The 15,644-nt window shown below is 59.3% G+C and carries 10 protein-coding genes; 1 reads left to right on the top strand and 9 read right to left on the bottom strand.

The window, feature by feature from the left end; genetic code table 11:
- Nucleotides 1–175: 175 nt before the first annotated feature.
- Nucleotides 176–2,728: a PepSY domain-containing protein gene (locus tag AC07RO_RS08010; protein WP_495086027.1), complete on the top strand. Its 2,553-nt coding sequence runs from the start codon at nt 176–178 to the stop codon at nt 2,726–2,728.
- A gap of 259 nt (nt 2,729–2,987) precedes the next feature.
- Here the strand turns inward: AC07RO_RS08010 and AC07RO_RS08015 are convergent, their stop codons facing one another.
- The 9 genes from AC07RO_RS08015 to AC07RO_RS08055 form a co-directional block, all read right to left on the bottom strand.
- Nucleotides 2,988–3,962, bottom strand: a complete 975-nt coding sequence (locus AC07RO_RS08015) for a peptide ABC transporter ATP-binding protein (RefSeq protein ID WP_108120822.1) — start codon at nt 3,960–3,962, stop codon at nt 2,988–2,990.
- Nucleotides 3,962–4,930 carry an ABC transporter ATP-binding protein gene (locus AC07RO_RS08020; RefSeq protein WP_065990186.1) on the bottom strand — a complete coding sequence of 323 codons (969 nt, stop codon included), beginning with the start codon at nt 4,928–4,930 and terminating at the stop codon, nt 3,962–3,964. Before AC07RO_RS08020 ends, AC07RO_RS08015 begins: the two co-directional genes overlap by 1 nt.
- 10 nt (nt 4,931–4,940) lie before the next feature.
- Nucleotides 4,941–5,852 (bottom strand): ABC transporter permease subunit, encoded by a 912-nt coding sequence (locus tag AC07RO_RS08025; protein ID WP_192170675.1) that lies wholly within the window; start codon nt 5,850–5,852, stop codon nt 4,941–4,943.
- 11 nt (nt 5,853–5,863) lie between these two features.
- Complete coding sequence (locus tag AC07RO_RS08030; RefSeq protein ID WP_037012635.1) at nt 5,864–6,874, bottom strand: ABC transporter permease subunit; 1,011 nt, start codon at nt 6,872–6,874, stop codon at nt 5,864–5,866.
- Nucleotides 6,875–6,938: 64 nt separating this feature from the next.
- Nucleotides 6,939–8,546: an ABC transporter substrate-binding protein gene (locus AC07RO_RS08035; protein WP_346629975.1), complete on the bottom strand. Its 1,608-nt coding sequence runs from the start codon at nt 8,544–8,546 to the stop codon at nt 6,939–6,941.
- 95 nt (nt 8,547–8,641) lie between these two features.
- A complete protein-coding gene (locus AC07RO_RS08040) occupies nt 8,642–10,021 on the bottom strand; it encodes an OprD family outer membrane porin (RefSeq protein WP_192170677.1) in 1,380 nt (459 codons plus the stop codon).
- Nucleotides 10,022–10,178: 157 nt separating this feature from the next.
- Nucleotides 10,179–11,780: an ABC transporter substrate-binding protein gene (locus AC07RO_RS08045; protein WP_192170678.1), complete on the bottom strand. Its 1,602-nt coding sequence runs from the start codon at nt 11,778–11,780 to the stop codon at nt 10,179–10,181.
- Nucleotides 11,781–12,118: 338 nt separating this feature from the next.
- Complete coding sequence (locus tag AC07RO_RS08050) at nt 12,119–13,747, bottom strand: ABC transporter substrate-binding protein (RefSeq protein ID WP_495085789.1); 1,629 nt, start codon at nt 13,745–13,747, stop codon at nt 12,119–12,121.
- Between the two features lie 283 nt (nt 13,748–14,030).
- On the bottom strand, nt 14,031–15,629 hold the full coding sequence (locus AC07RO_RS08055; RefSeq protein ID WP_423571657.1) for an ABC transporter substrate-binding protein: 1,599 nt from the start codon (nt 15,627–15,629) through the stop codon (nt 14,031–14,033).
- Nucleotides 15,630–15,644 lie beyond the last annotated feature (15 nt).

Consider the following 15,644-nt stretch of genomic DNA (forward strand, 5'->3'; position numbering starts at 1 on the left):
CGGCCTCTTCGCGAGCAAGCTCACTCCTACAGGATTTATGTTGGCCGGGTGAGCGCGGGGTGGCAGGGCAAGCTCGGTCCCCCAGGTTTTGCATCAAGAATCAGCCACAGATGAGAATGTATGCCGTTTGTGCGCATAATGCGCGCCGTAGCGGGTGAGTGAGGTGTCGAGGGTGTTGAAAAAAGTCCTGTTTCAAGTGCACTGGTTCTTTGGAATCACGGCCGGTCTGGTGCTTGCCCTTATGGGGATCACCGGCGCGCTGTATTCTTTCGAGGACGAAATACTCGACGCGCTCAACCCCGATGTGTTGTTCGTGCAGCCTCAGGGTCGTCAACTGTCACTGGCGGAAATGGTCAGCAAGGTCGAAGCCCAGGGCAACGACACGGCGGCGATGTTCCGCATTGACGTCGACGGCGACAAGGTCGCTCAGGTCTGGTTCAAGCCGCCACCGGGGCAGCGTCGCGGCGAGATGCACAACTTCAACCCCTACACCGGCGCGTTCACCGAGGACGCCGTAGGCCAGGATTTCTTCGGTTTCATCCTCAACCTGCACCGATTCCTCGCCGCCGGGGAGTACGGCAAGCAAGTCACCGCGGCGTGCACGCTGATCCTGGTGTTCTTCTGCCTGTCTGGGCTGTATCTGCGCTGGCCGCGCAAGCCGCTGAACTGGCGCGCCTGGCTGACCATGGACTGGGCGAAGAAGGGACGCAGTTTCAATTGGGACCTGCATTCGGTGTTCGGCACCTGGTGCCTGATCATCTATTTGCTGCTGGCGATCACCGGGCTGATGTGGTCTTACGACTGGTTCAGCAACGGCATGACCAAGCTGATTGGCGATCCTCCCGTGGCGGGCGAACAGCGCCGTGGCGGAGGGCCGCGTCCTGGCCCTGCAGTGAAAGAGGCGCCTAAAAATGTCACGGCTTCGGCCCCGGATTACGACGCCATCTGGCAGACCATCCAGAGCGCTGCCGGACCGGACCTCAAGACCTACAACCTGCGCATGCCCCAGGCACCGGGCCAGATGGCGACGGTGTTTTACCTCCTTAAAACAGCGCCGCACCCCCGTGCCTTGAACCAGATCAGCCTCGACCCGGCCGATGGCTCCCTCAAGGCGGTGTCGCGTTACACAGAGAAAAACCTCGGCGCGCAGCTGTTAATCAGCAACTACGCCCTGCACACCGGCAGCTACTTCGGCTTGATCGGGCGCATCGTCGTGACCGTGGCCGCGTTGTTGATGCCGCTGTTTTTCATCACCGGCTGGCTGCTCTACCTCGACCGCCGACGCAAGAAGCGCGAGATCCGCAATGCGCGCGGTGAAGTGTCGACGACGAAGGGCGAGCAGGGCGCGGCGTGGCTGATCGGCTTTGCCAGCCAGAGCGGGTTCGCCGAGCAACTCGCCTGGCAGACGGCCGGCCAGCTGCAAACCGCCGGCGTGCCGGTGAAGGTGCAGCGTCTGGGCGACATCACCGAGCAGGACCTGCACCAGAGCCGCAACGCGTTGTTCGTGGTCAGCACCTTCGGCGACGGCGAGGCACCGGACAGCGCCCGTGGCTTCGAGCGCAAGGTGCTGGGCCGGCCGCTGGCGCTGGACAATCTCAACTACGCGGTGCTTGGGCTGGGCGATCGCCAGTATCAACAGTTCTGCGGTTTCGCTCAGCGGCTGCACGGCTGGCTGGCCGAACGCGGCGGACGCACGCTGTTCGCGCCGGTTGAAGTGGACAGCGGCGACGGTGCAGCGCTGCAACACTGGCAACAGCAGTTGGGCGAGCTGACAGGCTCGACGCCCGCGACCGTCTGGCAAGCGCCGGAGTATCAGAACTGGACGCTGGTGGCTCGGGAATGGCTGAACCCCGGAAGCGTGGGTTCGAAAGTGTTCTTGCTGGGACTGACGTGTGAGTCGGCGGCTGATTGGGAGGCCGGCGATCTGGTTGAGATATTGCCGCGTAACCCGGCATCTGCGGTCGAGCAGTTCCTGTCCGGGTTGAGCATTGCTGCTGACACCCAAGTCACCGTCGACGGCTTGAACGAGACCCTCGGCCAAGCCTTGTGCTCGCGACAGCTGCCGATCAACCGCAGTCATCTGGTGGGCTTGCACGCGCAGGCGCTGGTCGATGCCCTGGTGCCGTTGGCCATGCGCGAGTATTCGATCGCTTCGATTCCCGAGGACGGTGTGTTGCAGCTGATCGTGCGTCAGGAACTGCACCCCGATGGCAGCCTTGGGCTGTGTTCGGGCTGGTTGACCGAGCATGTCGCCGTGGGCGGCGCCGTCAGCGTGCGGGTGCGTCGCAACAGCGGTTTCCATCTGCCTGCCGAGCCTGCGCCGATGATTCTGATTGGTAACGGCACCGGACTGGCAGGCCTGCGCAGCTTGCTCAAGGCACGCGTCGTTTCGCGTGAGCAACGCAACTGGCTGCTGTTTGGCGAGCGAAACAGGGCCCACGATTTCCATTGCGCGAACGAACTTAACGGCTGGCTGGCGAGTGGCGATCTGGCGCGTCTGGACCTGGCGTTTTCCCGGGATCAGGCTGAAAAAATCTATGTGCAGGACCGCTTGCGGGAAGCGGCTGATGAGCTGCGTCACTGGCTGGCCGAGGGCGCTGTGATTTACATCTGCGGCAGTCTGGAAGGCATGGCGGCTGGCGTGGATGAAACGTTGAACGCGTTGCTGGGTGAGGACGCGGTGCGGGAGTTGATCGAGCAGGGGCGGTATCGGCGGGATGTTTACTAACTCGACTGATGATGGATATGTGGGAGCGAGCTTGCTCGCGAAGAGGCCTCAACATCCGCTAAATCTTCAGCGGTTGAAATGCCGTATTCGTGAGCAAGCTCACTCCCACAGGGACTGTGTTTGCTGCGCGAGTTCCGTTTATCCGTGATGAGGTGGACGCCACGAATGGCAACGGCGGCGATGATGTAAACGTCATAATCAAAGCCACAAAAAAAGGCCGTTGCGCTCTCACGCAACGGCCTTTTTTATGACTCAACCATCACGCCACAAACTGTTCCGCGTAATGGCAGGCAACCTGACGGTTGTCTACCCAACGCAGCTCCGGCACTTCGACGGCGCAACGCTCGGTTGCGTACGGACAGCGCTTGTGGAACGCGCAGCCTGACGGCGGGTTCAGCGGGTTGGGCAGCTCGCCGACGATTTTGATCTTCGGCTTCGACGGGTCCGGGTGGATCGTCGGAGTCGCCGACAGCAGCGCCTGGGTGTACGGGTGCAGCGGACGGTTATAGATCTCGTCCTTGGGACCCATCTCGGCCGGGCGACCGAGGTACATCACCAACACCGTGTCGGCGACGTGACGCACCACCGCCAGGTTGTGGGAGATGAACACGTAGCCCGTGTTGAACTCTTGCTGCAGATCCATGAACAGGTTAAGCACCTGCGCTTGAATCGACACGTCGAGCGCGGAAGTCGGTTCGTCCGCCACCAGCACTTTAGGCTGCAGCATCATCGCCCGCGCCAGCGCGATACGTTGACGCTGACCGCCGGAGAACATGTGCGGATAGCGCTGATAGTGCTCGGGACGCAGACCGACCTGGGCCATCATGGCCTGCACTTTCTCGCGGCGTTCGGCGGCGGAAAGACTGGTATTGATCAGCAGGGGCTCGCCCAGTTGATCACCGACTTTCTGCCGCGGATTGAGCGACGCATACGGGCTCTGGAACACCATCTGCACGTCTTTGCGCAGCTGTTTGCGTTGCGCCTTGGTCGCGCCGGTGACTTCCTGGCCGGCGATTTTCAACGAACCCGAAGAAGGCTCTTCGATCAGCGTCAGCGCGCGGGCCAGTGTCGACTTGCCGCAGCCGGACTCGCCGACCACCGCCAGGGTCTTGCCGGCTTCGAGTTCGAACGACACGCCGTTGAGCGCGCGCACGGTTGCATGGGGCTTGAACAGCCCACGGGACACATCGTAGTGACGAGTAAGGTCACGAGCGGTCAGTACGATTTCGCTCATCACGCCACCTCCTGATTCAGCGGAAAGAAGCAACGCGCCAGGCTATGGGCTTTCGGGTCTAGGCCCGGGCGTTGCTGGCGGCATTTGTCCTGGACGTACGGGCAGCGCGGCGAGAGCAGGCAGCCACTTGGACGGTCGTAGCGACCCGGAACGATACCCGGCAGCGTCGACAGGCGCGCGGCGCCCATGCTGTGCTCGGGAATCGCCGCCAGCAACGCTTCGCTGTACGGGTGCGCCGGGACGTCGAACAGCCCCGGCACCTGACCCACTTCCACGGCTTGACCGGCATACATCACGCAAACCCGCTGAGCGGTTTCAGCCACCACGGCGAGGTCGTGCGTAATGAGCACCAGCGCCATGTCCTGCTCTTTTTGCAGGGCCAGCAGCAGGTCCATGATCTGCGCCTGAATGGTCACGTCCAGCGCGGTGGTCGGTTCGTCGGCGATCAGCAGCTTCGGCTCGCCGGCGATGGCCATGGCGATCGCGACGCGCTGGCTCATGCCGCCCGACAGTTGGTGCGGGTAGGCGTCCAGACGCTGTGCGGCGCCCGGGATTTCCACCTTCTGCAACAGCTCCAGTGCGCGCTGATGGGCGGCACGCCCCGACAGACCCAAATGCTGCTTGAGCACTTCCTTGATCTGGAAGCCCACGGTGTAGCTCGGGTTCAGCGCGGTCATCGGGTCCTGGAAGACCATCGACATGTCTTTGCCGACGATCTTGCGACGCTGGCGGGCATTGAGTGTGAGCATGTCCTTGCCGTCGAAGACCAGGGCGTCGGCGGTGACGATGCCGGGGTGCTCGATCAGGCCCATGAGCGCCATCATGGTCACGGATTTACCCGAACCCGATTCGCCCACGATTGCCAGTACTTCGCCCTTGTCGACGGCCAGATCCAGGCCGTCGACCACCGGGGTGGCCGTGGCATCGCCAAAGCGCACGTTGAGGTTCTTGATGTTTAAAAGAGACATTCGGACGTCCTCAGGCGGCGTTCTTGAGTTTCGGGTCCAGCGCATCGCGCAGACCGTCGCCCATCAGGTTGATTGCCAGCACGCTGAGCAAAATGGTCAGACCCGGGAGGCTTACCACCCACCAGGCGCGTTCGATGTAGTCGCGGGCCGAAGCGAGCATGGTGCCCCACTCAGGCGTCGGCGGTTGTACACCCAGACCCAGGAAGCCCAGCGCCGCAGCGTCGAGGATCGCCGAGGAGAAACTCAAAGTGGCCTGAACGATCAGCGGCGCCATGCAGTTGGGCAGCACGGTGATGAACATCAGGCGCGGCAGCGTTGCGCCGGCCAGACGCGCGGCGGTCACGTAGTCACGGTTCAGCTCGCCCATGACCGCTGCACGGGTCAGACGTACGTAGGACGGCAGCGAAACGATGGCAATGGCGATGACGGTGTTGATCAGGCCAGGGCCGAGGATCGCGACGATGGCCACAGCCAGCAGCAGCGATGGCAGCGCCAGCATGATGTCCATCAGACGCATGATGGTCGGGCCGAGGATTTTCGGGAAGAAACCGGCCAGCAGACCCATGAGAATCCCCGGAATCAGCGACATCACCACCGACGACAGACCGATCAGCAGCGACAGGCGCGAACCCTGGATCAGACGCGACAGCAGGTCGCGGCCCAGTTCATCGGTGCCCAGCAGGAACTGCCATTGGCCGCCTTCCAGCCAGACCGGCGGGGTCAGCAGGAAATCACGGTATTGCTCGCTCGGATCATGGGGGGCAACCCACGGCGCGAACAGGGCGCAGAACACGATCACCAGCATAAACACCAGACCGGCGACGGCGCCTTTGTTCTTGGAAAAGTGCTGCCAGAACTCTTTGTAAACGGACGGGTAGAGCAGGCTTTGATCGACTGCTGCTACGGGAGTAGGTGTGCTCATAAAAAGGGATCTCAGCGCTGATGACGAATGCGTGGGTTGGCAAAGCCGTAGAGGATGTCCACCACGAAGTTGACCAGAATCACCAGGCAGGCGATTAGCAGGATGCCGTTTTGCACGACAGGGTAGTCGCGGGCGCCGATGGCTTCGATCAGCCACTTGCCGATGCCCGGCCAGGAGAAGATCGTTTCGGTCAGCACCGCACCGGCCAGCAGCGTGCCCACTTGCAGACCGAACACCGTCAGCACCGGGATCAGCGCGTTGCGCAGGCCGTGAACGAACACCACGCGAGCCGGCGACAGACCCTTGGCGCGCGCAGTGCGCACGTAGTCTTCACGCAGGACTTCGAGCATCGAGGAGCGTGTCATCCGGGCGATGACCGCCAGCGGAATGGTACCCAGCACGATGGCCGGCAGAATCAAGTGACGCAGAGCGTCCATGAACGAACCTTCTTCGTCGCTGAGCAGGGTGTCGATCAGCATGAAACCGGTTCTGGGGGGAATGTCGTACAGAAGGTCGATACGGCCCGATACCGGGGTCCAGCCCAGCGATACCGAGAAAAACATGATGAGGATCAGGCCCCACCAGAAGATCGGCATCGAGTACCCCGCCAGGGAGATACCCATGACCCCATGGTCGAACAGGGACCCTCGCTTCAGTGCCGCAATGACACCGGCCAGCAGACCGAGAATGCCTGCGAAGATCAGCGCCGCAATCGACAGTTCCAGTGTTGCCGGGAACAGCGAAGTGAATTCGGACCACACGCTCGTGCGCGTACGCAGCGATTCGCCCAGGTCTCCATGGGCGAGCTTGCCGACGTAATCGATGTATTGCGCATAAAGGGGTTTGTTCAGGCCAAGACGTTCCATGGCTTGGGCGTGCATTTCCGGATCGACCCGGCGTTCACCCATCATGACTTCGACAGGGTCGCCAGGAATCAGGCGAATCAGGGCGAAGGTCAGCAAGGTGATGCCGAAGAAGGTGGGTATGAGCAACCCCACTCGGCGAGCGATAAAACTAAACATCTTCTCGTGTACCTCATCAGGTACCGGCGGGTCTCTGGGTAATAGAGCCCGCCGGATTCTTCTTCTACTTCACTTGGGTGGTAGCGAAGTTATTAGTGGTGAGAGGGCTGATGTGGTAACCCTCCACGTTATTGCGCATTGCAGTGAACATTTTGGTATGGGCCATGCTGATCCATGGCAAATCCTGGTTGAAGATCACTTGAGCCTGCTCGTAAAGCGAAGCGCGTTCGGCCGGGTCGGTTTTTTCCCGCGCCTGATCGATCAACGTCTGGAACTTCTGATTGCACCAGCGCGAGTAGTTTTCGCCGTTTTTAGCGGCCTCGCAGCTGAGCAGTGGAGTCAGGAAGTTATCAGGGTCACCATTGTCACCTGCCCAGCCGGCCGACACCATGTCGTGTTCGCCGTTTTTGGCACGTTTGAGCATTTCGCCCCATTCCATGACGCGTATATCTAACTTAATGCCGACTTTGGCCAGGTCGGCCTGCATCATTTGTGCGCCCATGGTCGGGTTCGGGTTGGTCGCGCCACCGCCGTTGCGGGTGAACAGGGTCAGCACGGTGCCTTCAGGAACGCCGGCTTCCTTGAGCAAAGCGCGGGCCTTGTCCAGATCGTGAGCAGGGTTTTTCAGGTCTTTGTTGTAGCCCAGCAGCGTGTCCGGATACGGGTTCACGGCGACGGTGGCGTTGCCTTTGCCGAACAGGGCGTTGACGTAGGCTTCTTTATCAAACGCGATCTCGATCGCTTTACGCACCCGCACGTCACTCATGTACTTGTGCGTGGTGTTCATGGCGACGTACGCGGTGGTCATCGCGTTCAGTTCGTCGATCTTCAGGCTCGGGTCTTTCTTGATGTTCGGGATGTCATCGGGCTTCGGATACAGGGCGATCTGACATTCGTTTGCCTTGAGCTTCTGCAGGCGCACGTTGCTGTCGGTGGCGATGGCAAAGATCAGAGCGTCAGCCGGCGGCTTGCCCCGGAAATAATCCGCGTTGGCCTTGAAGCGAACCTGAGCATCTTTTGCGTAGCGCTGGAAGACGAACGGACCGGTGCCGATGGGCTGGCTGTTGAGGTTATCGGTCTTGTTGGCCTTGAGCAGTTGATCGGCGTATTCAGCCGAGTAAATCGAAGCAAAAGCCATGGCGACGTCAGCCAGGAACGGCGCTTCGCGGCGGGTCAGGGTGAACTTGACGGTACTGTCGTCCACTTTCTCGACGTTCTTCAGCAGCTCTTTGAAACCCATGCTCTCGAAGTACGGGTAGCCGACCTGCGACTGTTTGTGCCACGGGTGGTTGGGGTCCAGTTGACGCTGGAAGCTCCAGACCACGTCATCGGCGTTCATCTCGCGGGTCGGTTTGAAGTAGTCGGTGGTGTGAAACTTGACGCCCTTGCGCAGGTGGAACGTGTAGGTCAGGCCGTCATCGCTGATCTCCCACGTGTCGGCCAGTGCCGGAACGATTTCCGTGGTGCCCGGCTTGAAATCCACCAGACGGTTGTAAATGGTTTCCGCCGACGCATCGGCGGTCACGGCCGTGGTGTAGAGCGCCGTGTCGAAACCTTCCGGGCTGGCTTCGGTGCAGACCACCAGAGGCTTGGCCGATACGCCGACCGCGACGCTGAATACCGCCAGTGCGATCGCGCTGCGCAATGTTGCGAGTTTGAATGTCGATTTCAAGTAACGCACTCCGCAAGTGATGAAGCCATAAGTGAGTCGGTATCGGGCCACGAAGTTCGGTAAACCGCACCTTGAGGCCCGATCGATCGTGCTGATTACATAATGTTGAATGGAATCGTGGTCACCAGACGGAACTCGTTGATGTTGCCGTCAGCCTGGTTGGCGCTCGCGCGGTGAGTGGTGTAGGTCGCACGCATGGTCGAGGCCTTCAGCGGGCCGGACTGCAGGGTGTACGACGAGCCAACACCGTATTCGTAGTGAGTTTCGCCGTCCATGCCGCGGACATCGTAAGCGGTGCCTTTGTAATGAGTACCGTCGATGTCGAAACCGCGCGCCTGGTAGATGTTGAACTTCAGGCCTGGCACGCCGTAGTCGGCCATGTTCAGCAGGTAGCTCAGCTGAACCGACTTCTCGTTCGGGCCGTTGAAGTCCGAGAGCAGGGAGTTGGCCAGGAAGATGGCGTTGGTGTCGTGGACGTAGTCGAAGTAGGTGTCGCCTTCGACTTCCTGGTACGCAACGCTGAAGCTGTGCGCCTTGTGAGTGGCGGTCAACGACAGGCTGTACGTGTCGTTGTCGATCTCGCCCATCTTCTTCTGACCGGAATCCTTGGTCTTGTAGTAGTTCAGGTTGGTGCTCAGGCCCAGTACATCGGGGTCACCCAGTTCGTGGGTGAAAGCGAAGTAGTACTGATGCCAGAAGTCTTCGACGTTGGAGGCGTAGAAGCTGGTGGTCAGGCTCTTGAACGGCTTGTAATCCACGCCCGCCATGTCAACGCGATCGGCGGTGGCGGTGTTGTTGGTGTACTCGGAACGGAACTTGGTCAGGCTCTGCTCGGTACGTGGCGACACGCGGTCGAAGCTGCCGGCCTGGATCGAGATGTTGTTGAACTCTTCGCTCAGAATGCTCACACCTTCGAAGCTCGAAGGCAGTGCACGGTTGCCGATGTAAGCCAGCACCGGGGTGTTCATCGACTGACGTCCGGCGGTCAGGGTCGTGTTGGAAACGCGCGCCTTGATGTTGCCAAGGCCCAACTTGCTCCACTGTCCAACAGGGTCGCCGTTGTTCTCGGTCAGCGTACGGTTGGCGCCGCCCATCAGGTCGTCTTTGTCACGGTCCAGCGCAACGGCGTTGTAGACCGCCATTTGCGTGGCGAAGCCGACAGTGCCCTGGGTGAAGCCCGAGCTGTAGTCAACGATGGTGCCCTGAACCCAGTTGATCCGGCGCGGGTCGCTGTCGACGACGACGCCGTTCTCGCTGCGGCGGAACTCGCCGCCACGACGCAACAGTTCGTTGGCGTACCAGTTCTTGGTCGAACCGGTCAGTTTCGAGTCTTCCAGGAATCCCTTGGCTTCGCCCTGGAGGTTGCTGGTGGCCAGTGTGGTCGGAACGAATTCCTGACTGGTCGGCTCTGCCTGAGCCGCGACGCTGAGGGCGAGGACGGATAAGGCGAATACAGCGGTGCTGGCTTTTTTCACGTTTTGAAGCTCCCGATTGCTGCTTTTTTAGAGGCGGGCTTTTTATGGTGTAGCCCGCTCGGTGGTGCGGCCTCATGGCCATTTTCCTGCCTATCCGGCTAAACGCGGATAAAGCAATGCCAAAGGGCGTGGTTGCGCCCCCAGGCATGTTTTTGAATCAGTCGGCGATGCTGACGCCCGAGAAGTTGTTGCGATTGAACGGACTCACCAGAAAACCCTGCACTTCCTTACGCAGCGGCTGGATCACCGTCGAGTGGGCAATCGGCGTAATGGGGACCTGTTCTTTCAGGTAATGCTGCGCCTGTTTGTACAGCGCGATGCGCTGATCCTTGTTGGTGTTCGAGACAGCGGCCTTGACCAGCGCGTCGTATTTTTCGTCGCACCACATCGAGTAATTGTTGCCGCCGATGGACGCGCAGCTGTACAGCGTGCCCATCCAGTTGTCGGGGTCGCCGTTGTCCCCTGTCCAGCCGATCAGCGAAATGTCGTGCTCGCCGTTCTTGCTGCGCTTGAGGTATTCGCCCCACTCGTAACTGACGATGGTCGCCTTGATGCCCACCTTGGCCCAGTCGGCCTGAAGCATCTGGGCCATCAGCTTGGCGTTGGGGTTGTAGGGGCGCTGAACCGGCATGGCCCAGAGGGTCAGTTCGGTGCCTTCCTTGACGCCGGCGGCGCGCAGCAACTCGCGGGCTTTTTCCGGGTTGTAGGGCGCGTCCTTGACCGTGTCGTCGTAGGACCACTGGGTTGGTGGCATGGAGTTCTGGGCCAGTTGCCCGGCGCCTTGATACACCGCAGCGATGATCGCTTGTTTATCCACCGCCATGTCCAGCGCCTGGCGGACCTGCAAGTTGTCCAGCGGGGCGTGGCGTACGTTGTACGAGATGTAGCCGAGGTTGAAACCGGGCTTTTTGATGACCTGCAGGTTTTTGTCCGCTTCGATCGACTCAACGTCTGCCGGGCGCGGATTCAGCGTGACCTGACATTCATTCTTCTTGAGCTTTTGAATGCGCACCGACGCATCTGTATTGATCGCAAAGATCAACTGATCAATCTTGACCCTACTCGGGTCCCAGAACGCATTGTTTTTCACGTAGCGAATCTGCGAATCTTTTTGATAGCGCTGAAACACAAACGGGCCGGTGCCAATAGGCGCCTGGTTAATATCGCGCACATCACCCGTCGCCATCAGTTTGTCAGCATATTCAGCAGACAAAATTGACGCGAAGTTCATCGAGACGTTCTGGATGAACGCCGCGTCGACTTTGTTGAGTGTGAACACGACGGTCATTGGATCGGTCTTTTCCACCGACTTGATGTTCTTGTCCAAGCCCATGCTGGTGAAGAACGGAAACTCCGTCGGATAAGCAACGCGGAACGGATGGTCTTTGTGCAGCATGCGATTGAACGTGAACAAGACGTCGTCGGCATTGAAATCGCGCGTGGGCGTGAAGGTCTTGTTGCTGTGGAATTTGACGCCTTCGCGCAGATGGAACGTGTAGGTCAGGTTGTCAGGGGAGATGTCCCAGCTCGTTGCGAGAGCGGGTACGACGGTGGTCTCGCCTCTGGCGAACTCGGCGAGACGGTTGTAGATCGGCTCGGCGGCATCGTTGTCAGTGCCGGAGGTGTACTGACCGATATCAAACCCGGCCGGGCTGCCTTCCGAACAGAAGACCAGGCTTTTGCTGGCAGCCTGAACGCCGGGCGTCATAGCCAGAAGCCCTGCGGCAATAAGTGATGGCATAACGATATTCGAACGCATGATATTCCTTATCGTAAGAAGCGCATTAAATGCGAATGCCTGCGCGATCCATGGCAATTGTTTGCGCAAATGGACAGTCAACGCCCGGATACATCTCACTGTTCAAGATAAACAACGGACAATATTGGCGGCTTGTCAGAAGGTATGTCTCTGGCGCCACACAGTCCATAGTTACGCGTGCTTCAAAGTTTGTAGGAAAAGTGCTTATCGTTAGTAGGCAAGGACTGTAAGCAAGTCGCTACTCATCTAACGATAGTCAATTTCATTTAACGATCGTGCACATGACAACGCGGTCGCGTTGCCCTGAGGCAACGCGACCGGTTGGTCATTTAAAGATATTACTTGCCGCTGACGCTGACGCCGTAGAACGAGTTCAGACCGAATGGGCTGATCTTGAAGTCCTGAACTTCTTTGCGCATCGGCTGATAAACAGTCGAGTGGGCAATTGGAGTCATAGGCACGGCATCTTTCAGCAGATGTTGAGCCTGCTTGTACAGCTCGGTGCGTTTGGCCTGATCGGTGGTTTCCTTGGCCTGGTGGATCAAGGTATCGAACGGCTTGTCACACCATTTGGCGAAGTTGTTGCCGTTAAGGGCGTCGCAGCCAAACAGGGTACCCAGCCAGTTGTCCGGGTCACCGTTGTCGCCGCTCCAGCCAATCAGCATGGCGCCGTTCTCGCCGGCCTTGGCACGCTTGATGTACTCGCCCCACTCATAGGAAACGATCTTGGCGTTGATGCCGATCTTCTTCCAGTCGTTCTGGAGCATCTCGGCCATCAGCTTGGCGTTCGGGTTGTAAGGACGCTGAACCGGCATCGCCCACAGGGTGATTTCGGTACCTTCCTTCACGCCCGCCTGCTTGAGCAGGTCCTTGGCTTTGGCGACGTCGTACGGAGCATCTTTGATGGTGGTGTCGTAGGACCACTGGGTCGGCGGCATGGCGTTGGTCGCCAGTTGGCCCGCGCCCTGATACACCGCGTCGATGATGGCTTTCTTGTCGACAGCCATGTCCAGCGCCTGACGTACTTTCAGGTCAGCCAGCGGGTTTGGCTTGTCTTCGCCCTTGATCTTCGGCATCACGTTGTAGGCGATGTAACCCAGGTTGAAGCCGGCCTGATCAGGCATCTTCAAAGCAGGGTCAGCCTTCAGTGGCGCGAGGTCGGCCGGACGCGGGTAAGCGGTGATCTGGCATTCGCCTTTCTTCAGCTTCTGCGCACGAACCGAGGCGTCAGTGGTGATGGCGAAAATCAGGTTGTCGACTTTGACGTCTTCAGGCTTCCAGTAGTCCTTGTTCCCGGTGAACCGGATGTTGGAGTCTTTCTGGTAGCTCTTGAACACGAACGGGCCAGTGCCGATCGGCTTCTGGTTGATGTCTTCCGGCTTGCCTTCTTTGAGCAACTGGGCGGCGTATTCAGCGGACTGAATGGACGCGAAGCTCATCGCCAGGTTCTGAATGAACGCGGCATCAATGGTGCCGAGGGTCATTCTGACGGTGTGATCGTCGACCTTCTCGATCTTGGTGATGTTGGTGTCCATCGCCATGTCGGTGAAGTACGGGAATTCGGTCGGGTACGCCTTACGGAACGGGTCGTCCTTGTTGATCATGCGGTTGAACGTGAACAGCACGTCATCGGCATTGAAGGTACGCGTCGGTTTGAAGTACGGCGTGGTGTGGAATTTCACACCTTCACGCAGGTGGAAGGTGTAGGTCAGGCCATCCGGGGCAACGTCCCAGCTGGTGGCCAAGCCTGGAATGACAGCGGTGCCGCCACGTTCGAACTGGCTCAAACGGTTGAAAACGGTCTCGGCCGAAGCATCGAAGTCGGTACCGGTGGTGTATTGACCTGGATCGAAACCAGCAGGGCTGCCTTCGGAGCAGAACACCAGATTCGATGCTGCATGGGCGAAGGGAGCGCTGGCGATCAAACCTGCGCCGAGAAGAAACGGAATGACCGCTTTTTTGAGCATGGTGGCCTCAGTTGTTGTCATTTTTTGATTGAGGGTACGGCCTTTTGAGCCTGTCCCGCGGATACTTATGCAGGCGCCATACCCAAAGCAAGATGCTGGCGCCAGCAAGGTGACAAACAGTGGCACGAACGTACACGAATGTCGCATAAGTGTAATTTCTGACGCTGTTGAACGTTTGCGTGTCGCATATCGATATCTTTGCAGCACCAAAAGGGTGCATCGCAACGTGGCGATTGCACCCGCTTCGGTCATCAAGTGTTACTTCGCTGTTGGTTTCAGCGAATTATTTGGCCAGGCTCACGCCGTAGAAGGGCGTCAGGCCAAATGGGCTGAGTTTGAAATCCTGTACCTCTTTGCGCATCGGCTGAAATACTTTGGAATTGGCGATGGGTGTGATCGGCACGTCGTTTTTCAGAATGTTCTGCGCTTGCTGGTACAGCTTGATCCGCTCGTCTTTGTTGCTGGTCAGCTTGGCCTGGGTGACCAGCTTGTCGTAGGCCGGGTTGCACCACTTCGCGTAGTTGCTGCCCTTCACCGCGCCACAGCTGTACAGCACGCCCAGCCAGTTGTCGGGGTCACCATTGTCACCGGTCCAGCCGTAGATCATGACGTCATGCTCGCCAGCCTTGGCGCGCTTGATGTACTCGCCCCATTCATAGCTGACGATGTTGGCCTTGATACCGATCTTTGCCCAGTCCGACTGAATCATCTGCGCCGACATGCGCGCGTTGGGGTTGGACGCACGCTGCACGGTCATCGCCCACAGATTGATCTGCGTGCCCGGTGCAACGCCCGCTTCCTTGAGCAGTTGCTTTGCTTTTTCCGGGTCGTGGGGCGCGTCCTTGATGTTCGGATCAAAGCTCCACTGCGCCGGTGGCAGCGCGTTCTGTGCCAGTTGGCCTGCGCCCTGGTAAACCGCTTTGATGATGGCCGGCTTGTCGATCGCCATGTCCAGTGCCTGACGCACCTTCAGTTGATCGAGCGGCGGATGGGTCACGTTGTAGGCCAGAAAACCCAGGTTGAAACCGGCCTGGCTCAGCACCTTGAGATTCGGGTCTTTCTGCGCTTCTTCGATGTCCTGAGGGCGCGGATACCCGCTGATCTGGCACTCGCCGGTCTTGAGTTTCTGCAAGCGGGTGGCGGCGTCGGTGTTGATCGAGAAGATCAGGTTGTCGAGCTTCACGTCCTCCGGCTTCCAGTATTCCTTGTTGCCGACGTAACGGATCTGCGCGTCTTTCTGGTAGCGCTTGAACACGAATGGGCCTGTACCGATCGGCTTCAGGTTGATGTCGCCGGCCTTGCCTTGTTTGATCAGTTGCGCCGCGTATTCAGCCGACTGAATCGAGGCAAAGCTCATCGCCAGGTTCTGGATGAAGGCGGCATCGATGTTGTTCAGTTGAAAACGGACGGTCTGGTCGTCGAGCTTTTCCACCTGCTTGATGGTGGTGTTCATGCCCATGTCGGTGAAGTACGGCGACTCCGACGGGTACGCCTTGCGGAACGGGTCGTCCGCATTCAGCAGGCGATTGAAGGTGAACAGCACGTCATCGGCGTTGAAGTCGCGGGTGGGTTTGAAATAGTCCGTGGTGTGGAATTTCACCCCGGGCCGTAAATGAAAGGTGTAGGTCAAGCCGTCGTCGGACACTTCCCATTTGGTAGCCAGCCCCGGCTCGACCTCGGTGCCGCCGCGCTTGAACTGGGTGAGGCGGTTGAAGACTGTTTCTGCTGACGCATCGAACTCGGTGCCGCTGGTGTACTGACTGGGATCGAAGCCGGCAGGGCTGGCTTCCGAGCAATAGACAAGGGTGCTGGCCGCCTGCACCGAGGGAACGCACAGCGCCATTGCGGCTGCCAGGAGCAGGGGTTTGAAGGTTGTGTCCATGTGAACCTCATTAAG

The organism is Pseudomonas sp. GW821-FHT07F05, from assembly GCF_059418765.1.